This window comes from Anaerobiospirillum succiniciproducens DSM 6400 (genome assembly GCF_000482845.1).
In the GTDB taxonomy this organism is placed as follows: Bacteria; Pseudomonadota; Gammaproteobacteria; order Enterobacterales; family Succinivibrionaceae; genus Anaerobiospirillum; species Anaerobiospirillum succiniciproducens.
On the sequence record NZ_AXWV01000053.1, the window covers coordinates 1 to 22,705 of the forward strand.

General features: G+C 42.9%; 13 protein-coding genes and 6 tRNA genes. 16 read left to right on the top strand and 3 right to left on the bottom strand.

Annotation, left to right across the window (positions count from 1 at the left end):
• Position 1 precedes the first annotated feature (1 nt).
• From H524_RS0107810 to H524_RS0107835, 6 genes are all read left to right on the top strand, one after another.
• A tRNA-Lys gene (locus H524_RS0107810) sits at positions 2–76 on the top strand.
• 28 nt (positions 77–104) lie between these two features.
• Positions 105–180, top strand: a tRNA-Lys gene (locus H524_RS0107815).
• Positions 181–202: 22 nt separating this feature from the next.
• Positions 203–278: transfer RNA gene (locus H524_RS0107820), tRNA-Lys, on the top strand.
• Between the two features lie 8 nt (positions 279–286).
• Positions 287–364 (top strand) — tRNA-Val (locus tag H524_RS0107825).
• A gap of 18 nt (positions 365–382) precedes the next feature.
• Positions 383–458, top strand: a tRNA-Lys gene (locus tag H524_RS0107830).
• A 4-nt stretch (positions 459–462) separates the two neighbouring features.
• A tRNA-Val gene (locus tag H524_RS0107835) sits at positions 463–540 on the top strand.
• Between the two features lie 731 nt (positions 541–1,271).
• On the opposite strand, the gene H524_RS0107850 is transcribed toward H524_RS0107835, so the two are convergent.
• The 3 genes from H524_RS0107850 to H524_RS0107860 all read right to left on the bottom strand — a co-directional run bounded on the left by H524_RS0107850 (position 1,272) and on the right by H524_RS0107860 (position 3,535).
• Positions 1,272–2,213 (bottom strand): SPFH domain-containing protein, encoded by a 942-nt coding sequence (locus H524_RS0107850; protein WP_044121772.1) that lies wholly within the window; start codon positions 2,211–2,213, stop codon positions 1,272–1,274.
• 140 nt (positions 2,214–2,353) lie between these two features.
• Positions 2,354–2,830: an NfeD family protein gene (locus tag H524_RS14885; RefSeq protein WP_052338984.1), complete on the bottom strand. Its 477-nt coding sequence runs from the start codon at positions 2,828–2,830 to the stop codon at positions 2,354–2,356.
• A gap of 42 nt (positions 2,831–2,872) precedes the next feature.
• Positions 2,873–3,535: a hypothetical protein gene (locus tag H524_RS0107860; protein WP_027939824.1), complete on the bottom strand. Its 663-nt coding sequence runs from the start codon at positions 3,533–3,535 to the stop codon at positions 2,873–2,875.
• Positions 3,536–3,957: 422 nt separating this feature from the next.
• Between H524_RS0107860 and guaB the strand changes: the two genes are divergently transcribed.
• The 10 genes from guaB (at position 3,958) to H524_RS14900 (ending at position 22,685) form a co-directional block, all read left to right on the top strand.
• A complete protein-coding gene (gene guaB / locus H524_RS0107865; protein ID WP_027939825.1) occupies positions 3,958–5,421 on the top strand; it encodes an IMP dehydrogenase in 1,464 nt (487 codons plus the stop codon).
• A gap of 395 nt (positions 5,422–5,816) precedes the next feature.
• Positions 5,817–7,379, top strand: a complete 1,563-nt coding sequence (gene guaA, locus H524_RS0107875; RefSeq protein WP_027939826.1) for a glutamine-hydrolyzing GMP synthase — start codon at positions 5,817–5,819, stop codon at positions 7,377–7,379.
• A gap of 580 nt (positions 7,380–7,959) precedes the next feature.
• Positions 7,960–11,109: a suppressor of fused domain protein gene (locus H524_RS14890; protein ID WP_052338985.1), complete on the top strand. Its 3,150-nt coding sequence runs from the start codon at positions 7,960–7,962 to the stop codon at positions 11,107–11,109.
• Positions 11,110–11,428: 319 nt separating this feature from the next.
• Entirely contained in the window at positions 11,429–12,184 is a 756-nt protein-coding gene (locus tag H524_RS0107885) for a hypothetical protein (protein WP_156907580.1), read from the top strand.
• A gap of 377 nt (positions 12,185–12,561) precedes the next feature.
• Positions 12,562–13,425, top strand: a complete 864-nt coding sequence (locus tag H524_RS14895; protein WP_052338986.1) for a DNA adenine methylase — start codon at positions 12,562–12,564, stop codon at positions 13,423–13,425.
• A 405-nt stretch (positions 13,426–13,830) separates the two neighbouring features.
• On the top strand, positions 13,831–15,654 hold the full coding sequence (locus tag H524_RS0107895) for a hypothetical protein (protein WP_027939828.1): 1,824 nt from the start codon (positions 13,831–13,833) through the stop codon (positions 15,652–15,654).
• A gap of 170 nt (positions 15,655–15,824) precedes the next feature.
• A complete protein-coding gene (locus H524_RS0107900) occupies positions 15,825–17,726 on the top strand; it encodes a hypothetical protein (protein WP_027939829.1) in 1,902 nt (633 codons plus the stop codon).
• 555 nt (positions 17,727–18,281) lie between these two features.
• A complete protein-coding gene (locus tag H524_RS0107905; protein ID WP_052338987.1) occupies positions 18,282–19,811 on the top strand; it encodes a vWA domain-containing protein in 1,530 nt (509 codons plus the stop codon).
• A gap of 230 nt (positions 19,812–20,041) precedes the next feature.
• Positions 20,042–21,547 carry an ATP-binding protein gene (locus H524_RS0107910; protein WP_027939831.1) on the top strand — a complete coding sequence of 502 codons (1,506 nt, stop codon included), beginning with the start codon at positions 20,042–20,044 and terminating at the stop codon, positions 21,545–21,547.
• A gap of 142 nt (positions 21,548–21,689) precedes the next feature.
• Entirely contained in the window at positions 21,690–22,685 is a 996-nt protein-coding gene (locus H524_RS14900; protein ID WP_052338988.1) for a DNA-processing protein DprA, read from the top strand.
• The last annotated feature ends 20 nt before the right edge of the window (positions 22,686–22,705 follow it).

Sequence of the window (22,705 nt, forward strand, 5' to 3'; positions counted from 1 at the left end):
CGGGCTGTTAGCTCAGTGGTAGAGCAGTGGACTTTTAATCCATTGGTCGAGGGTTCAAGTCCCTCACAGCCCACCACTTAAAAACTTCAGGCGGTTTCTGTAATGGGTCGTTAGCTCAGCTGGTAGAGCAGCGGACTCTTAATCCGTTGGTCGCGGGTTCGATCCCCTCACGACCCACCATTCAGAAACAAACCCATAGCGTGGGTCGTTAGCTCAGCTGGTAGAGCAGCGGACTCTTAATCCGTTGGTCGCGGGTTCGATCCCCTCACGACCCACCACGCGTTATGGATGCTTAGCTCAGTCTGGTTAGAGCATCTGCCTTACAAGCAGAGGGTCATAGGTTCGAGTCCTATAGCATCCACCAATTCAAAATCCCTATCGTGGGTCGTTAGCTCAGCTGGTAGAGCAGCGGACTCTTAATCCGTTGGTCGCGGGTTCGATCCCCTCACGACCCACCACGATGGATGCTTAGCTCAGTCTGGTTAGAGCATCTGCCTTACAAGCAGAGGGTCATAGGTTCGAGTCCTATAGCATCCACCATTACCTTAGAACCGCGAGGTTCTTTTTTTATCCCCTCATGTTGTATCTATGAAACGGCATACACAAGCCACCCATAGCCATATTTTCAACACCAATATACTCAAGCTCCTCCAAGCCCAAGCCCAAGCCAAAGTTCAAGCTAAAGCTCAAGCCCAACCTAAAGCTCAATCTGATCGCCAAGGTAAAATTCTCTCATCTATGCAAGCAATTGCTTGATCTTCTTTTGCAGCATTTGCAACAGCATTCCATTAGACACATCTGCTCGATCGCATTTGAGGGTAGCAAGTATGCACTCTTCTTGGATGTGGTATCGAACGAAGTAAAAATTAACAGCGATTACGAAGTTAGCACTTAAGTGCTTAGCTATCGAACGAAGTAAAAATTAACAGCGATTACGAAGTTAGCACTTAAATGCTTAGCACTGAAGCACGGATGCACTAAGTAGAGATGCATTTGGCACTTTATAATTTGGGTAGTTATCTCAATGCATTGGCAGTTAGATTTTTTGCGCCTATATTGCTTTGGCAGAGCTATTCGTTCAGGTGCTCTGTTTGGGGATTCGGCAGGCATTTGTTAGTTGTCTGCAAACAAAAACGCCAGAGGCCAACATGGTAGTCGGCATCTGGCGTTTGTCTCTAACGTGGCAGCAAGATAATAAAGCTACGATCCTTTATTTATTAGTAATGGATTGTAAGTTTGCTGCCGCGCTAGTGGGGGTAATTTGGTTTTGATTAGTTAGGCTTGTTAGCGTTAACAATCTTCATAGCTGAGCTAATTAAGCTACTCATGTCGCCCATGTTTGCTGGAACGATGAGAGTGTTGTTAGTCTTTGCAAGCTCATTAAATGCAGCGACATACTTCTCAGCAACCTGCAGGTTAACAGCAGTCATGCCACCTTGTGCCTGAGTTGCTTCAGCAACCTTACGTAAAGCCTCAGCAGTTGCAGTTGCGATCGCGATGGTTGCTGCAGCCTGACCTTCAGCCATATTGATCTCAGCTTGCTTTTCACCTTCAGACTTAGCAATAGCAGCGAGCTTTTCACCAGTAGCTAAGTTGATTTGCTCTTGCTTACGACCTTCTGACTCAGCGATCAGGGCACGCTTCTCACGCTCTGCGGTGATCTGCTTTTGCATGGCCTGTAAAATAACTGCAGGTGGATTTAAGTCCTTAATCTCATAACGCAGAACCTTAACGCCCCAGTTTAAAGCCGCATCGTCAATGGCTGATACCACCTCAGCATTGATAAGATCACGCTCTTCAAAGGTCTTATCCATTTCCATACGACCGATCACGGAACGTAAGGTGGTCTGAGCTAACTGAGTAATAGCAATGATGTAATTAGAAGTACCATAGCTAGCACGCATAGGATCAGTTACTTGGAAGAAGAGAACGCCGTCAACGCTTAACTGAGTGTTATCGCGAGTAATACATACCTGAGCAGGAGTATCGAGCGGAATTTCTTTTAAAGAATGGCGATAGGCTACATTATCTACAAAAGGAATGATGAAGTTCAGACCTGGGTTTAATACACGATTGAACTTACCTAGGCGCTCAACTACCCATGCACTTTGCTGAGGTACTACTTTAATGCCACGATAGGCAAAGACCACTGCTAAGATCACGAAGAAGATTGCCAGGATCAGTCCCGGTGAAATTAATTCATCTAAATACATCAAAATTTCCTCACTTGTATATGCCTTGATGATTAGCTAAGCATATAGACATATAGATGTTAAGTTTTGTTGTTCATACTAAGCTTGTGTGTGTGCTTAGTGACAATGACAAAATCTGTATGAGTCTGGCGGCTATGCGACTAAGACTCTACTGTGCATTTTTGCTCGGTATTGTTTGCTACTTCCGCTCCAAGATATTTACCAAGCACAATGCGTGAACCATCGAGTTTTTCGATGGTGTAAATTCCAGGTTTTGCAATTGCATCAACAGTGTATGCAGTCCAATCAGCGCCACGATATTTTACCTTGGCACTTCCATCTTGAGCAATTGCATCTGCTTTAACAACCACACGTTGTCCCATATCAAGCTGATTATTTTGACGATCGTTTTTTGAGCGCAGTGATCTTCTTAAGTAGAAGCAGCCAATTGATGCAAGTATGGTTACGATGCCAGCGATGCTTGATTGAGTGGCAAAGTCGCTACCCATGAGACTTACTACACCACCAGCTGCAGCACCAATGGCAAGAGCGATGAGGTAGATAGTCATAATGTTGATTTCAATAATCAGGCAGCCTAAAGCAACAGCAAACCAGATCGCATATAGGTATTCAGTCATAAATAACTCCAGTTCCACTCTTATGTAAGAATGTTGCTAACCTCATTTTTTGTTTTTCGCGCGATTGACTATCATGCTAACGAATGGGCCGATCATAAGAAACAAGAACATCAACATTATTTCTTGTGGTTCTAACTCTGAAAAGACCGCAATAAAGAACATGAATAAGCCAAAAATGATGAATGGTACGGCCTTATTAGCTTTCTTATTAGAACTTGTGCCGCTTTGAGATTGTTTTTGATTAGTGGCAGTGCCGTTTGCACGAGAATTTGAGTAGTTGTAGTTTTCTCCACGGCTTTGCGATCTTTGCTTGCTACCATTGTTAGATTTACGATAAGCAAAACTCTGAAGATCTTTAGCTTCTTGTTTGATTCTTGTTGCTGAATTCTTGCGCTCATTTAAGATCTGATTAGACATGAGACGATCTTGAGCATGGGTACTCCTTGAAAAATCTTGTAAGGAGTGGGCTTCTTCTTTGATCTTGCGAGCTTCAGTCTCATTTTCGTGGCGCAAAGCCTTGAGCTTGTTTTTCTGATCGATACGAATCTTGTTAATTGAGATCTCAGATGTAGAAAAGACTTCACTAAGATCGCCGCTCTTTAGTCTTTGCTTAAGCTGCATAGCTGTAGGAGAACTAGCGATAAGCTCTTCTACATACTTAATGAAATCGCCATTTTCTGGCTCTCTGTTTTGATTAAGTCGCATACTTAAAGCCCGTAATAATGCTTTGATTCCATGAACTCTCATAGTATAGGGTATGGAACTTAGGAAAAACACATAAAATGCATCAAAAGCGGTGGGTGGATCATAAAGCTAAGAGATGGCTACGATCTTAGATTGTGCGATCTTATATTAAAGGTGTGAAGATACAATTTTGGGGTGTCATTAAGAAACGCTTTTCTTATTTGCGTACAAATACATGATAAATGAATGTACATGCGGCGTTTGTGCTAATTTGGGGCATTTTTCTTATTTTGTGACAAAGTCAGATGTGTGCTAGCAATAACAACTTTATAGGCAAAAGTGTGAGGCAGGTGCTTGCAAAGATGGAAAATTTTTACTAACAAACTTCATCATCATCAAAGGCTTTTTGATATAATCTGCCAAATTTTAGTTAAGGAGGCATTATGCTGCGCATCGTTGAGGAAGCTCTCACCTTTGATGATTTGTTGTTGGTTCCTGCACATTCTACAGTGCTACCTAATACTGCAGATTTGACTACTTACCTGACTGCAAATATCAAGATCAATATCCCAATGATCTCTTCAGCAATGGATACTGTAACTGAGTCTGGTCTTGCCATTGCTCTTGCTCAGGAAGGTGGTGTTGGCTTCATTCATAAGAATATGCCTATCGAGCGTCAGGCTGAAGAAGTGCTCAAGGTAAAGCGCTTTGAAAGCGGTATGGTAACTAAGCCAGTTACTGTTAATCCTGAAGCTACTTTAGCTGATGTGCGCCACTTAACTGCTAAGCACGGCTTTGCAGGTTTCCCTGTAGTAGATGAGTCAGAGAACTTACTTGGCATCATCACTGGTCGTGACGTACGCTTCTTAAATGACTTAACCATGAAGGTTAAGGACATCATGACTCCAAAGGAGCGTTTAGTTACCGTGCGTGAGAACACTTCCCGTGAAGTTGTTATCGAGCTCATGCAGAAGAATCGTATCGAGAAAGTATTAGTTGTTGACGATGCTTTCCGCTTAAAGGGCATGATCACCGTTAAGGACTTCAATAAGGCTGCTAACAAGCCAAACGCTTGTAAGGATGCTTTAGGTCGTCTGCGTGTTGGTGCAGCTATCGGTGCTGGCGCTGGCAATGAAGATCGTGCTCGTGCCTTAGTTGAGGCCGGTGTTGACGTGCTCTTAGTAGACTCATCCCACGGTCACTCACAGGGCGTTTTAGATCGTATTGCTTACTTACGTAAGACCTACCCTGAGTTGCCAATCATTGGCGGTAACGTTGCTACTGCAGAAGGTGCTATTGCTTTAGCTGAGGCTGGTGTTAGCGCTGTTAAGGTAGGTATTGGCCCTGGCTCTATTTGTACCACTCGTATGGTTACTGGCTGTGGTGTTCCTCAGATGACTGCTATTTCAAATGCAGTTGAGGCCATGAAGGGTTCTGATATTAAGGTTATTGCTGACGGTGGTATCCGTTACTCTGGCGATATTGCTAAGGCTTTAGCAGCTGGTGCAAACTGCGTCATGGTTGGTTCTATGTTCGCAGGTACCGAAGAGGCTCCAGGTGAGATTGAAATTTACCAGGGTCGTTCCTTCAAGTCCTACCGTGGCATGGGCTCATTAGCCGCTATGTCCAAGGGTTCTGCTGACCGTTACTTCCAGACTGATAACGCTGCTGATAAGCTCGTTCCAGAGGGTATTGAGGGTCGTGTTGCATATAAGGGTGCTTTACGTGGCATCATTCACCAGCAGATGGGTGGCTTACGTTCAGCCATGGGTCTGACTGGTTGCGGCACTATCGATGAGTTACGTACTAAGGCTCAGTTTGTTCGTATCACTGGTGCAGGTATTCGTGAGTCACACGTTCACGATGTAACCATCACCAAGGAAGCTCCAAACTATCAGAGCCACTAAGAGGGTCGCTCCCTGCAGGTTGATCCCCTTTTATCCAACCTGTTAATAGCATTTTAGGCCCCACAAGTTAACTTGCGGGGCTTTGACGTTTTTGTAACAACATAAGTTGCAGCGTCATTGTAAAGATTTTTGCAATCAGCAATTCGACAAGATTTGATTAAAAACTTAAATGAGCTGAAAGTGCCATGCACTATCCTAATGTGCCATGAGCTATCCTAATATGCCTCGCACTTTCATGTATAAGCACTGTACTTATGTGCCTAGCTCTTACTTAGTTGCTCAATTAGCACTCATAATTAAGTTTGCTTAGATAACTAATTGTTGTTGGTGATTGCTCTAGCTTACTTGATTGGCTCTTAGCCTCTCACTCGTGTTTTTGTTCAGGTAGTCGTTTCATGGCCAATATTCATTCAGAAAAGATCCTGATCCTTGATTTTGGATCACAAGTTACGCAGTTGATCGCTCGTCGTGTTAGAGAGATCGGCGTTTACTGCGAGATCTATCCTTTTGATGCCGACGTTCAGCTCATGAAAGAGTTTGCACCTCAAGGCATTATCTTATCAGGTAGCCCTGAGTCTACTACTGAGGAAGGCTCTCCACGTGCTCCTGAGTGGGTCTTTGAAGCTGGCGTACCTGTATTAGGTATTTGCTACGGTCTGCAGACCATGTCAGTTCAGCTTGGCGGTAAGGTTGAGGGTTCTGACAAGCGTGAGTACGGCTATGCTGCTATGTCAGTAGTTGGCTCCTGCCCACTGTTTGACGGTTTAACCGATCACGAAGGTGAGAGCAAGTTAGATGTGTGGATGAGCCACGGCGATAAGGTTACTGCAGTTCCTGAGGGCTTTATCACTGTTGGTTCTACCGACACTTGCCCTTTTGCTGCTGTATATAATCCAGCTCGTCAGTTCTTTGGTGTACAGTTCCACCCTGAGGTAACTCACTCTAAGCAAGGTGGTGAGTTCTTACGTCGTTTCGTTATCGATGTATGTAAGTTAAATGGCCTGTGGTCTCCAAGCGCCATTATCGATGATGCAGTTGCACGTATTCGTGAGCAGGTTGGTTCATCTAAGGTACTCTTAGGCCTCTCAGGCGGTGTTGACTCATCTGTTACTGCTCTGCTGCTGCACAAGGCCATTGGCGATCAATTAGTTTGCGTATTCGTAGACAACGGTCTGCTGCGCTTAAACGAAGGTCAGCAAGTTAAGGAGATGTTCTCAGGCTTAGGTCTGAACATTGTCTATGCTGATGCATCTGATCGCTTCTTAAATGCTCTATCAGGTATTAGCGATCCTGAGGCTAAGCGTAAGGCTATTGGCCACACCTTCATCGACGTATTTGCCGATGAAGCCCGTAAGCTTGATGGCGTTGATTTCTTAGCTCAAGGTACCATCTATCCTGACGTAGTAGAGTCAGCTAAGACTAAGAGCGGCAAGGCACACGTAATTAAGTCTCACCACAATGTTGGTGGTCTGCCTGATGATCTCAAGTTCAAGTTAGTTGAGCCTCTGCGTGAGCTCTTTAAAGATGAAGTTCGTCGCATCGGTGTTGAGCTTGGTCTGCCAGTTAAGATGGTACAGCGCCATCCATTCCCAGGCCCAGGTCTTGGCGTACGTGTACTTGGCGAGGTTAAGAAAGAGTATCTTGATCTCTTACGTAAGGCTGATGCTATCTTTATGGAAGAGCTCAATGAGAGCGGTTGGTACGATCAAGTAAGCCAGGCTTTCACTGTGTTCTTACCAGTACGTTCTGTTGGCGTTATGGGTGATGGTCGCCGTTATGACTACGTAGTATGTCTGCGTGCTGTTAAGACTATTGATTTCATGACTGCTAAGTGGGCAGAGCTGCCATACGATCTCTTAGGCCGCATCTCCAACCGTATCATCAACGAGGTTAACGGCATTTCCCGCGTCTGCTACGACGTTTCTGGCAAGCCACCAGCAACTATTGAGTGGGAATAATCTAAACGCCACACCTTTAGCCATTTAGTGAATACGCACCTGCACTAAATGCTGCATAGCGCCGCTTAGCAGCTATCTGCAGCTACGAATCAAGCTGCAGCCGCGCATCTAGCTACAGCTGCGCAGCATGATAGCTGCAGCTGCATGCAATAGTGCACAACGTTGCGTATAACCTCAAAAATACCTTACTGCCCCTTGGGGTGGTAGGGTATTTTTTTGTCCAAACAAAAATGAGCTGCAGCTCCTTGTTTAAAAGCTTGCATATTTATACATACGTTGTGAAAGTCCAAAGCAAAGATGCATCAATGGTGCATGCTTTATAAAAGCATTGCTACTTTGCAAATTGTTTGAATGTTTATCACACAATTATGAAGGCATTGCGTATGAGTTTTGAGATCCTTTTATACTCTAAATTGCGCACAAGCCGTCGTTGACCATCAGGTATGGCCAAGAATAACTGGCTAATGCCCATCAAATATGGCCAAGAATAACAGGCTTATACCCATCGGGTATGGCCAAGAATAACAGGCTAATGCCCATCAGGACTAGAGAATTTAAAGCACTTCAGAGGATCGCAGCCATGGACTTATTAGAGCAGTGCAAAAAACTCAATGCAGAAGGTGAGTACAAAAAGCTCATTGAACTTGTTGACAGCGTTGATGAAAACGAGCGTTCTGCTGAGGTGATAAGCGAGCTTGCAAAGGCTTATTTATCGATTGGTGATTCAGATCATTTGGAGCCTTGTCGCATAGCTCTTGAGCTTCTCGAGCCATTGGAGGATGAACTTGGTGAAGATCACCGTTGGAATTATCGTATTGCAACAGCTTATTACAACCTTGATCAAGAAGGTCGCGCTCTGAACTACTACGAGCGTGCGCTTGAGGCTTTACCTGGTGATGAAGATACTCTAGCAAATATTGAGGAGTGTCGTAAGATTCTCGCGCTGCCAAGGTTTAAAGCCAACTTCAGAAAAAGAACTAAGCAAGCTTGGGATGCCTTTATGAAGGTAGAGGCTAATTTAAGAGAGATCATGGATAGCCAAGATCAGCGTGAACGCGCTGTAGAGTTTGTACAGATCTGTTCAAAAGCCTTAAAGATTGCTATTAGCGAGGCATCTTTTGAGCTTGGCAAAAGAAATGATAAGTATGAGCTGTGCCTAAGCGCTGATGGTAGCTTAACCTCACTCTTCCCGCTTGTATATTTTGCAAAGCATGCACCTAAGTCTGTGCTTGAGCATTGGTCGATTGTGGTAGGCCGTAATCCTAGTCCTAATTGTCAAATGGTTTCAGGCGATATCTCTATTACAGCAGACGATGTGCACATCAAGGTAAATCAAGCTGACAACAAGCGGCTTTTGTTAGACCTCTACTGCCCAAAGCTTAAAGAGATTTTTGAGTCCGATGAGGCTAAGGTGTGGTGGGCGTTGTCCGTGCTGATTCACCAAACTATAGGCGAGATAAATGCAATTGCTTATGTCTCTGGCTTGAATGTACTTAACGAGCCATTAGATGATCATCAAAAGCTCTCTGATCTTCCAAAAATCATGGACGATCTTGGCTTGAAAGTATGGACAGATGCTGCTGAGTGTCTTGAAAATCGATACTGTGCTTATCAGATCGAGCCTGAACAAGAAGCTGATGGAGTGTTACGCTCAGATGTCTTTATCGGAACGACTCTTTTGCCTGATCTAATTGATGAATACAACGATGATGAAAGCGATTGTATGGATGAATACCAACAAGATGGTATTGTCCCTGGATTCATTGCATTCCCAATTGATGGCTTTGAAGGTGAGAATCGTGCTGAGGAGATCTTGCAATTCCGCCATGAGCTGCAGTCTTATATAGAAGAGAATGCATCTTTAGATGCCGTGACCTTTATCGGTGGTGCTACTGGTATTTCAAATGGCTATATCGACTTCATAGCATGGGATCTTCCTGAGGTTTTAGATGCTGCGTCAGAGTTCTTTAGTCAAAGTGAGCTGCCATGGGCTACTTTCCATACTTTCCGTCGCGATGTAGAGAGTATTGGGCTCTGGGAGGATCTAAGTGAGGCTCCTGTAAATGCTGAGACTAATTCACTCTTATCCGTTGCGGATATTGCTACTTTAGAATCATTTGTCGATGATTCAAGTGGCTACTACGGTAAGATGCTGTACTTCTTAGAGAAATTTGTTGAAAAGGGCGTAGAAGAGAAGAAATTTACTAAGCGCCAAGCACAACAAGATCTGCAGCTTGCTCTGTGGTATGGCTTTGCGTGCATCAACATGGGCGAGTACCGTTACTATTATCAAGGCGTGGAGTGGATGAAGTACTCTGAGCGAAATGCTTCTGGTTGTGGCACATGGTACTACCGCTATTCTTGTGCACTCATGCACTGCGGTCGTTTAGAGGATGCCCTTGCTTATGCTGAAAAGGGAGCTGAGCAAGAGAGCGATTATCCATGGGTCTGGCTGCAAGTTGGTAAGCTGCGTAGTCACTTTGGCAATAAGGAAGGTGCACTTGAGGCTGTAGCACATGGTCTTGAGCTGGTTCCAGGCGATCACGAGTTTATTACCTTAAAACGTGAAATTGAGTCTGGCGCTACTCTTGAGCAGATGCTCTATCACTGGATTAATGCTGAAGACGATTATAAATTGCTCGATGGACTAGATGAACGCGCTGATGCAAAGCTGCGCGCTATTTCTTGTGTCAGGTTAGATCCACAAGGTTTAGAGCGTTTCTTTGAGATCTTTGGACCTAAGAGTGATGAGTATGTTGCTAACTCACCGTTCACCAAATTCCCTGTGACTGTTGGGGATAAATCTGTAGATCTCATCTTCCAGATGAATGAGGCTGGCATGTCTAAGCTCAAGGCCGATTGGCTTAAAGAGCTTAAGAGCAGCATTGACTCAGGCAAATGGCTATCTAGAGATTGCTCTAATGGCAAGAAGGGTATGCTTAACGCTGTGATGATTGGCCTTGATTACACCATCACTTTAGTATATGGATTTGAAGATGGTTCAGGCTTTTTTAGAGTCATAGTTGATACTGACGGGTCAGAAGAAGAGAATATACTTTGGTGTCAGGATGGCGGCGCTCCAGAGATCTATTCAGAAGATGAGATGAAGGCTGTTGAAGCTCACATTGAAAAGTACTTTGGTCCTATTGACAATGTGCTCCATGAGATCGTGTCACCTGATATCCATGTTGATATCTGTTTAATCAAGCCAACTGAAGAGCGCGATTACTACACCTTAGTCACTATGGGCATGGGTGCTCACAAGATGGATGTACCTGAAGAGTTTGCTGAATATAAGCTTGAGCGTGCCGAGTTGGTGATTGCTCTGCCAAAGGATTGGAAGCTTGATAACGACTCTATCCATGATGAGAATTGGTATTGGCCGCTGCGTTTATTAAAGGCATTAGCAAGACTGCCAATTGTTAGCGAGTGTTGGCTTGGCAATGGTCACACCATCGATCATGAAGATCCATATGCAACATGTACTCAGCTAAACGGCTGCATGCTCGTAGCTCCTCAAGATACTGATGGTGATGCTTCGTGTATGAATTTGCCAAATGGTGATGATGTTAACTTCTACCAAGTTATCCCACTCTACCAAGAAGAGATGGAGTACAAAATTGAGCATGGTGTCAAAGCATTAATCGACAAGATGGCCAAAGTAAGCTTTGTGGTCAAAAACAATCGCCGTTGCTGCATCGACTCATCGGATGATTCCATCAGCTATTAAGCTAAAAACAACCACCAACCACCCCTGGCTAGCCCCTTAAAAAGCCCAACAACTAAGATAGGCTAGCCGCATTCAACAAACTCAAGCTCATATCTTGAGCCCAACGCAACAGCACCTAAAGCCAAAGTGCTTTGGGTGCCAACTCTCGTATCTCTGCTAGCAATAAGGGAGTGTCCAGTCTTTTGTGTGCGATGTACATGGCGATAGATCGTAGTGCAAAGGACGATAGGCGCACAGTTCATGTACCAATGCTTTTTGCAAAGCAAGGCTAACGATTGGTCTAAGTTCGTAACTATCAGTTGGATTGAGGTTTAGAACTATGCTTGAGAAGTATCTACTAAGGCTAAGGAAAGTCGCTTTTTACCTCGTTTGTGGATTATTACTTACATTCATGGTGATGGGCGGTATTCCAACTGGCTGGATTTATGACTTATGGGTAGGAGAAGGTACTAAGATTGGTCAAAAGCCAAGCCCGGATGTGGTATTGGTTGAGAGCAAAGAGCAGGTCTTATCTTTCTTAAACAAAGATATTGCAGTGACTGCAGAGGGAGATAATCTTATTTTGTGCCCCTTGATGCGACTTAGAGATAATTCGGAAGAGGGTGAGCACAACTTAACTGCAAAGAATAAGAAAAAAATCTACATTGAGAAGTATCGTAGACTTAGCTATCCAGTTTCATGGAAAGAAAAAGCAGTCAATATGCTGGCCTTTTCTGGCTCATACAATTCCTACTATTTGCTGCAGCTCAAAGACGGCTCTTATCTTGGCGTTTATTTTGATGACTATCTGACATTCCAGATGTGGGTTAATGGCAAAATACGCCTTCCTACAGGTCGTATTCGCTATACCGAATCAAGTGAGAGGGGCATGCTTAGTCGTATGCATCATCGCTATGGCTTCGATGTGAATGATCTCTTGCTGTTAGATATGTATCGTCATGACAAGATCCCTGGGATTTTAGATAAGATCATGCGCTTTGTTGTGGCTATATTGATAGCTGTCTTTGTGCTGCAATACAGGAGCTCCAAGAAAAAGCGCAAAAACAGCCTCGAGCATCAACAACCACTAAAATGATCGCTGCGTAGGCACAGCCAAGAGTCAAACCTCAAAATGCCCACAACAGCTGCGTCTAAACATCCTCAGCTAAGAAGTGCACGCTAGCGCCTAAACGTCCGTAGCAATGTGCAGTATGCCTGTGCCTGAAATGTCTGCAGCAAAGGGACTGTATGCATGTGCTGGTACGAAATGCAGCAAGGGGGATAATTGGTCACTCATCAAGTCATTGAGAAAATCATGACACGGTGGGATATGAAAAGCGCTCTATCTTCTTTGCATGGGACTAGGGTAAAAACTCGATATCTTGGCTAAAAGAGCCTTTGTTTTCGCATACTTTAGCAATGTATCAATGTCAGTGATACAATCGTACAAAGTTTTGGTCATGTTGGTGTCATATGAGTTTGCAAAGTGTTCTAGCAGCTATTGAAAATGCTGATTACGAGTTACAGGCAGATCCTATTTTGAAGTGGGCTGGTGGTAAAAGACAGATGCTGCCAGTGCTACTTCCTAAAGTACCAAAGAAGTATGGTCGCTACATCGAACCATTTTTCGGTGGTGGCGCAATGTTCTTTGCCATGCAGCCAGAGAACGCCATTATTGCTGACCTCAACCCAGAGCTCATCAATATGTATGAGCAAGTTGCCTGGCACCTTGAAGAGGTGATTGAGCATTTAAGTAAGTATGAAAACACTAAAGAGGTGTTTTACGAGGTGCGCGCTCAAGACTGGAGAGAGTTGCCAGAGGCTGCTGCAGCTGCACGTATGATCTATCTAAATCGTACTTGCTTTAATGGTCTGTACCGCGTCAACAAAAAAGGCCAATTTAATACTTCATACGGTAATTACAAAAATCCAAACTACTGCAATATTGGCAGACTAGCAGTGGCATCAAATGCTTTGCAAAAAGCCACCATTGTATGTGACTCATATCAGAACGTTCTGTCTAAATATGCCAAGAAAGGCGACTTTATCTTTCTTGATCCACCGTATTTGCCGATTTCTGAAAATGCCAACTTCAAGCGCTATACCCAAGAAGTATTTAGCGATGAAGAGCATATACGCTTAGCCGAAGTAGTCAAAGAGCTCTATGATAAAGGCTGCTATGTGCTTTTGACTAACTCCAATCATGATCTCGTGCATGAGTTGTACAAAGACTACAAGATCGAAGTGATCCCGACACGACGTTTGGTGTCATGCCGCGCATCTACACGCACGGGCGAAGATATTTTAGTTACAGCCTCTAAAACTAGTAGACGTTAATCTTTTTACGGCTCAAATTAATGCATATCTGAGCGCTTGCATATCTTAAGTACTTACAGCCATGCAACATACAGTGCTTTATAGCTTCAAGCATCGCATGGCTACAGCTTAATCGTTCAAGACATAGCATGGGTACTGCTTGATTGTTCAAGGCATTGCATAGGTACTGCTTGATTGTTCAAGGCATTGCATAGGTACTGCTTGATCGTTCCAAGCATTGCATAGGGACTGTTTGATCGTTCAAGGCATTACATGTGCGCAGCTCAAAATAGTTGCTTAAGGTGAGATTGAATGTCCTTTCTTAAGACATTCATGCTTTCAGATCGTGTTAATGTCTGATGTATTTGGCTGTAAAGTATAATGGCTAGTGTGTATTAGGCAATTTATCAGATCTTTGGAGTCGTTATGGACTTTGAAATTGATGAGAAAGGTGTGCTGCATGCATATCATGGCAAAGCTAAGCATGTAGTTATTCCTGATGGAGTTTGCTACATACAAACTAGCGGCGTGTTTGATAAGAACTCGATCATTGAGTCCATATTTTTGCCTAAAAGCTTTGTAGGCTATATCGAGAATCGACATGAGGCAGATTACTTCGAGTACGAAGGAAGTGATGGTAAGCTCCATTTAAAACAGGTGGATTGTAGTACCTGGGGTACCAACCTTAATCCAAAATCTACTCGTAAGTTTCGTAACGATGATCTGCCTTATCTTAAGTCTTATGAAGTGGATCCTAATAATAAGCGCTTTGCATGCCGTGACGGAGTGCTGTATAACAAAAACTTCACTAAGATCGTCGATTGCCCACGGAAGTATTCTAAAAGGCTGGTGTTCGACGAATCGCTTCAACAAATTGATCGCGAAGCTTTTGGTGCTCGTACTGATTTACTTGAGCTTGAGTTCACAGGTGAAATAGGTAACGATTTTCTGATTAAACTGCTTGCAGATAAATTTGTCTGTGTAGTTAAATTCTACGCCTTAAACCTTTTAGATATCGTGCGTGGTCAACGCGGTAACGATGGTGGAATGGATGGCGTGGTGTTTATTTGGCCTAAAGTGAGTGTTGATCATCTACTGCCGTATCATTTAAGGCGCATAGCAATGGGCATGTGCTATGAAAAAGACTTATTTAGAAAGCCGTATGTCAATTTCTATGAGGAATGCATGCGCGAGTATGAAGAAGATCTGTTAAGAGCTAGCAAATCTTATGGGCTGACTGCTATAGCTGATTATTATGAGACACTCTGGCAGAAGTGGAACTTAAGAAAGTTAATCGCCTACAACGGCGGGATTAATGAGCACGTAATTCAAAACTGCGTTCTGCATGGCTCATTAAATGAACTCAAGTTCGTGCTCGATCAAGTAAAAGGCTATTACCTAGTATCTGATGTACTGTTCTTGGCTTTGCGCTACGCTGGCTTCAATAAAGTTAAGTGCATCTTAGAGCATGATGGCTATAGTGGAGTGATTGGACCTAAGGGTGATGGCTTGGGTTTTAGAGGGGCTATTAAGATAGGTTTAATGGTCTTCTCCCCTCTATTTAAGCCTTTTCCTTTTATGATGTATGGTCAGTATCATCTCTACTCATATTTGGGCTTAGGTAAAAATGGTGAGTTTCATAGTGCTCAGGTTGTAAGCGAACAACAGCGTATCAGGATTTTAAAGTACTGCATCAAGCATAACTATATTGTTCCAGATCTGCTCTCTTACTTATGCTTTAGCGCATACATTGTTGGCGCACATGAGATCGCCGCTTTTCTCACCGAAAAAGGCTATAGTCCTAATGTATTTATTGCAGCAGTAAAAGGCCAGAAAGATTATGAGTCATATCTCAATGAGTGCATCAAGTGGGCTGCATACAATAATCGTGAAGGACTCATTGAGTTATTAGATCTTTTAGAAGCTGAAGATCATAAGCTAGTTTGGCAAAAGTTCTTTGATCACGACTTACTTAAACAAGATGCGTCTATAACTGAGCTTCTAATTAAGCATGTCAGAATCACTCGTCAATTTATTCGCCCACTAGTTCTGCTCATGATTGAAGAGAATAACGTGCAGATCATGGGGGCGATCTTAAAAGCAGGCGGCATCAAGACCAAGAGTGATTTAGATGAGTATTTACAAATCAGTAGTCATATGCAGCGTCACGAGATCACCACTTTAATCCTTGATTATCAAGAATCTAAGCGCAATAAGAGCAAGTCCAAAAAATCATCTTTGCAGCTGTAGTCCATAGATCTTTTCAATCAAAACAAGATAATTGATCAAGAGTTTTAATGGAAAAGTGATATGTTTCAGGCATACTACTAGCTTACATTCAAGTAGCATACATCTCATGGGACAGCTACTGTCTTTGGCGTTTGGTTAAGTTTTCAACAATGGCTATATAAGGATATTTTATGGGCTTTCAGGTTGAACAAGATGGGGCTGTCAAAGGCAAAATCGATAGTGAATTAGATGCCATAATTCCTGAGGGAGCCATATATGTGGATCGTAGATTGCGTTATCCCTTTGGCGATTCACAAGTTAGATCTTTGTATCTGCCTAAAAGCTTTCTAGGCTATATTGCTGGGCCTTATGAGGATGCTGATTTTGTCTATAATCCTGAAAGCAAGAGTGTATCTTTAGAAGCAGACAATGCCTTAGAGTTACCAATTAAGGATAAAGGCATTATTAGCATGCGATATATGTGTCAGGTACACTTTAATGGCCTTGAAAGCTTTATAGTGCATGAAGATAATCCTGTATATGCCACATATAACGGACTGTTGTATACCAAAGATTACTCATGTTTGCTCTTGTGTCCTGAAAACATTGAAGGTGAGCTTGTTTTGCATGGGAACACAACAAAGATAGCACCACAGGCTTTTTACAACTGCCAAAAAATAAGCTCAGTGGTTTTGCCTCACAAATTCACTAGTTTTTCTGATGAGCGCTTCGATGGATATTTTCGAAATATGAGTGAGCCCTTCACGATTATTGGTGGTAATGTTCGTGAACTAAAAGAGTTTGCATCCCAAGCGATGTGTACTAAGTACTCTGCTTTAGATTATGCCACTCTTGTTTTTCCTCAAATAGATTTGTCCTCAGTCAACAAGTTCTACAAGCTCCGTCTGGCCATTGGGTACTGTTCACATCAGTATCTGTATTCAAAAGAAATGTCTGAAAAATACGAGCGCTTTTTAAGGAATAATCGCTCTGAGATCTTATCTTTAGTTCACAAGCTCAATGCTAAAGAGACTATTGCGTACTATGACGAGCAAGATGGAAAAAAAGATAAAGGCACTCCACTGGTAAAGAGTACTGAGCGTACTAAGAGTAAGCTAAAAAAACTCTCTCCGAGAAAAGCCACTAGCTTATTAGAGGAGTCGGTGTGCTTTGGTACTCTTGAAGATGTAGATGATGTGCTTAAATCTCAAAAGCAATTTACTTATACTGCACGCGCATTAGGACTTGCTGGTAGATATGGTTCTTTAGATAAGGTTAAGCTACTTGTGCAAGCTGGATGTCGCTTTGACTATGATGATGTAAAGCCGGTGAACAATACTTATTTTGGCAACTGGATCATCAATAATGATATTAGTTATCGCATTCTTGCTAATCAAGTATTGCTGATCGTTGCAGATAAGTTTAGAAAGCCTATTGTTGGCGAGGGCTTGCAATTACCTCTCGATAGAAATGGCTGTCTTGCTAAAGCCAAGGTACTGCCAGCTAAAGAAAGAATTGAGATCATTACCTATCTTTGCAAGCAAGGACTGATTAACAAGCAAGATCGTGATGCGCTGTATTTTCATGCTTTGGTATTTGCTGAATTTGAGATCGCTGATTACCTCTTAAAGCACGGAGCTTCTCTTAAGCCATATAGTGACTTTTTCAATACCTTATCGCGTGGTTGGTGGCGTTTAGCTGTTCTCGATATCATTTTTACCGAAATCCCTGAGGCAGCACCGGCTATGGCTGAGGCAGCTTTAAAAGATGGCTTTGAGCTGGTAATAACCAACATAATTGATCTGGAAGAATTTATAGAGAATCCTGAGTTACTAAAGAAGCTGCTTACTTACGCGAAGATGCAGTCTAATACCTTTAGCTCTATGGTCAAGGGCATCATTGCCAACAATCAATGCGCTGCAATGCAGGCGCTCCTTGATATTGGTCGCATTAAGAAAGGCATGCCGCTAAATATGTACATACAAGAGGCTGTAGATCTTGGTGCTAGTGAGATGGTTGCCATGTTACTTAACTTCAAAGAAAAGCAAGGTACTAACGCAAAGCAAAAGGGTAAATCAGGACTTTATCTCTAGCAAAAGCGTACTTGCTCATCATGCATAGATGAGTCTAGCTGATGCTGCGCACTTGCTGAAAATGCTTTATATATCAGGATTAATTAAAATAGTCCCAGTTTTCATGCACGCAACTTTTTCTGTCATACAATGACAAGCCACTAGGCAAGATACAAGCTAGTTGCCATGGCTAGGGTATTGGCTTAGATAGTTGCTAGTTGCCATGCCCAATATATTGGTTTAGCCAGGTGCTAGTTGCCATGCCCAAGGTATTGGTTTGGCCAGGAGGCTTGTTATGTGCTATTGCAGTAGTTTGTCATGGCACGTTGTCGTGCTTGCCGTATGGATCGCAGATCTTTGATAAAGAGCTTTTGTGTATAGCCTCCTTTTGATAGGCTAGAACGCTTGCGATTTGTTTTCTATAAGTTGATTAATCCCACGTGCTTATTAACGCTCATTAAGATCATTCTAAAAATTAGCTAAGTTTTCTGATCTATGATGAGTATAAATAGTTTTTGTTTGCTGTGGAAATGGCTTATACCACGCCATGTGCAGTGTGTGAACAGAGAGATGTGTATGTCGAATGAAGATAAGATTCGTCAACTAGCTCAAGAAGTGATGAAGCTTGCGCAGAGTCGCTTGGTGCTGAACTTTCGCTTCTTAGACACGGCGTTAGATAGGTTGCCACTTAATTGCTCTGAGGCAATTGAGACTCAAGCAACTGATGGTAAAGCTCTTTACTTCAATCCTATCTTTGTTCTTAAAGAGTACCGTGAAGATCAAGCTCGTCCAGTGCATAACTACATGCACTCTTTGCTCCATTGCGTTCTCTACCATCCTTTCTCGGCAAAAGAACTAGATCGTGAGCTGTGGGATTTAGCTAGTGATATCGCAGTATCCAACACTATCCTCGAGTTAAAGAAAGATAGCATTGCAACTAATAATGATGCAGCAATGCGCTCGCATCTAAATACCATTCAAAAAGAAGTTAAGATCCTTACTGCAGAAAAGATCTATCGTCATTTTCTTGCCAATCCACCAAGTGATAGCAAGCGACAGGAATTAAGAGATCTTTTTACTTGCGACGAGCATAGTCCTTGGTATCCGTCAAAGGACGAACAAGCTAGTGGAGCGGGCGATTTAGCTGGTGATGAGGCTGGTTCTAGCGGTAACTCAGGATCGCAGACATCTAGCAGTGGCTCAGGATCACAGCCATCTAGCGGTGGTTCAGGATCGCCGCAAAATGGTGGACAGCCTTCTGACGACAACTCAAATCAAAGTGGCCAGGATAATGTTTCCACGATCTTGCCTAAGAATCCAAATGCAAACAATAGTGGCCTTAGAAATACTCCGTATATTGCTGGCAAGCAACAAGCCTTGCTTGATATGTGGATGTCTATCGCAGAGAAGATGCTCACTGATCTTAAGACCACCTCTAAAGGTATAGGAGATAGCGCTGGATCTTTGATTCAGAACTTAACAGAGGTAACTCGAGAGCGCTATGACTACTCTGAGTTTTTAAAGAAATTTGCCACTTTTAGAGAAGAGATGAAGGTGAGTCCAGATGAGTTTGACTACGTCTACTACACCTATGGTCTTGATCTTTACAAGAACATGCCGCTCATTGAGCCTTTGGAGTATCGTGAAGTTAAGAAGATTCATGACTTCGTGATCGCCATTGACGTCTCGGGCTCGGTTCATGGTCCTTTAGTGCAGGCTTTCATGAACAAGACCTACAACATCTTGATGCAAAAAGAGAGCTTCTTTAACAAGATTAATTTGCACATCATTCAATGTGACACTGAGATCCAAAGCGATGTGAAAATCACCTCACGCGAGGAGTTTGAAGATTACATCAAGCACATGCAGCTAAAAGGCTTTGGTGGTACTGATTTTAGACCTGTATTTACCTATGTTGATAAGCTCATCAAGAGTGGTGAACTTCATGATCTTAAGGGTCTTATCTACTTTACTGATTGTATGGGGCAGTTCCCGGCTAAGCCACCAGAGTATAAAGCTGCTTTCGTCATGATCCGTGGTGAATATGATGATGTCGCGGTGCCTTCATGGGCCATTAAACTGGTTTTAGATAAGTACGATCTCTAGGCACTCATAAGTGCCTCATTGGTCAATCACTCAAGCCTAGGTAAAGCCAAAACCTGCCAAAGTCTGCCAAAACCTGCCAAAGCTCAAGCAATCTTTAGCGCACACAGGCTTTAACAGCACTGAACTGGCATTAGTAAAAATAATCCAGTGCTGTCCACGGTGACTAATTGCCTAGCTTGAATTACTACAGAATTAAGCAATACAGACCTACATTTACTGAGGGTTTTGCCTTGAATATTAAACAAGCAAAAGATCAAATCAAAAACGCAGTAACCGTTTACTTTTCAAAAGACGAGTTCGGTGATTACTTAATCCCACCTGAGGTTCAGCGTCCAGTGTTCTTACTAGGCCCTCCATGTATCGGTAAGACTGCTGTAATGCAGCAGATTGCCTATGAAGCTGGTGTTGGTCTGATTAGCTATTCCATGACTCATCACACCAGACAGAGCGCCTTAGGTCTGCCACTTATCGAGCATAAGAAGTACGATGGCAAGGAGTACGCGATCTCTGAGTACACTATGTCAGAGATCATCGCATCCGTATATGAGTACATTGAGACCACTGGTGTTAAAGAGGGTATTTTATTCTTAGATGAGATTAACTGTACCTCTGAGACTTTAGCTCCTGTAATGCTGCAGTTCTTGCAGTACAAGACTTTTGGTCGCCACAAGCTGCCAAATGGCTGGATCGTCGTTACTGCAGGTAACCCACCTGAGTACAACAATTCTGTACGTGAGTTTGATATTGCCACTTGGGATCGTCTGCGCCGTATTGAGGTTATCCCTGACTTTATGGTGTGGAAGGAGTATGCCCAAAGCTCAGGCGTGCACCCTGCGGTCTTTACTTATCTTGAGACCATTAAGTCAGACTTCTACAAGATCGAAACCACTGTTGACGGAAGATACTTTGTGACTGCACGTGGTTGGCTTGATCTTAGTGCTATGCTCAAACTCTACGAAGAGAAGAAAATTCAAGTTGATCTGCCGTTAATTGAGCAATACTTACAGCATCCAAAGGTCGCTAAGGAATTTGCCCTTTACTACGATCTCTTCAAAAAATATCGCTCTGATTATCAAGTAAGCAGCATTTTAGATGGTCAAGCTAGTGATGAGATCCTTGCTCGTGCAAGTAAAGCAGCATTTGATGAGCGCTTAGCTTTATTAGGCTTGATGTTAAATGCGCTGCATGAAGATATCTGCAAGGTTAACGATGAAGAGGCGATCTTAAAGGACTTACTTGCAGTATTAAAAGACTTTAAGAAAGGAGTAAAGAACAATCCAAATACTCCACGCTATCTTTTTGAGACCTTGCTGCATAATTACTCCAATATGCTGAAAAATGCCGCAGATCGTGGCACCGTAACGCAAAGTGTTATTCGTCGCATGAAGGCTGTAGAGAATATCCTGCATGAAGAGCTGAATATCATTGGTAGCGAAGAGGACAATGAGGTAGCTTTCAAGGCCGTTAAAAAGGACTTTGATAAGCGCGTCAAGAAGATGGAGAGTGATGCAGATAAGGTTGTAGGTAAGCTTAATGCTGCATTTAAGTTTGCCGAGCAAGCCTTTGGTGAGGGTCAAGAGATCTTGATCTTACTTAGCGAGCTGACCATCAACAAAAATGCCGTAAGCTTCATTAGCTCCTTCGGTTGTGATGAGTACTTCAAACACAACAAAGAACTCCTCTTCCATGAGCGTCAGATTGAGATCATCAACGTCTTAAACGACCTTCAGATCTAATCTTCCTAAAGCTCTACCACATCATTAATGGCTAATTAACGCCATTGTTAGCTACACTCTTAATTGAGTGTAGCTAAGTCTTATCCCATTTACTGTATAGGAATCAAAATAACATCAGTCCTGCATATTTTCAGAGGTGTATATGGCACTAACTACAAGCCAAATCTTGGCCTTAAAGTCATTAAAAGGTGTTGGTAAAAAGTCGATTCTGAAAGTAGGCAACAGTATTTCAGGTATTGTTAGTACGTCAGAGCTGCTTGGTGTTCTAGCAAAATGTTCTGTTAAAAAGAAAAATCCTGATGGTGCACGCAAGGCTCCTATTACAGCAACGGATTTAGATGCGGCTCTTAAGACTGCTCAAGAGATCATTGATAGGGCTAAAACCAATCAAATAGGCATTATTTCCTACTACGAGCAAGACTTTCCTAGTTCTCTACGGCACATAAAATCCAAAGACGATAAAACTGAAGAACCAGCTATTTTGCTCTTCTACAAGGGAGATCTTAATGCTCTTAAGTGCCCAGGGCTAGCGGTAATTGGCACGCGTAACAACACTACTAATGCACAAAAAGCTGGTCTGTATTTATCCACTGAGTTTGCACGCAGAGGTTTTTGTATAGTTTCAGGTTTGGCAGAAGGGTGCGATACGATTGCACATCGTGGTGCTCTAAATGCCGGGGGTAAAACCATTGCGTTCCTTGGCCATGGTCTAGACAGTGTCTACCCTCCAAGCAATAAGGTTCTTGCAGAAGAAATCTTGCTTAATGGTGGTCTACTTTTGTCTGAATACGATGTCGGGACACCTGTTACTAAATACAATTTAGTAGCCCGCGATCGCCTACAGTCAGGCTTAGCATTAGCTACATTAGTTATTCAAACTTCAGTTAATGGCGGAACCATGCATGCTACTAGGGTATGTCTTAATTCGGGCAAGCCTTTGTTTGTGGTTAAGTATTCGGATGAAGAAACGGATCGCGCCGAACAAACTCAAGGCAATCACGAGCTAGCTAAAGAGGCAGGGGCTGCTTACATTAAAGGTACAGACGACCTTGAAGTTATAACCAATAAGATTCTCAACAGTGGGACAAGCATGCAGATGTGTCAGAATAATTTTGATGGATCATTTATCAATGCCTAATTTAGCTAGTGCTTAATGTA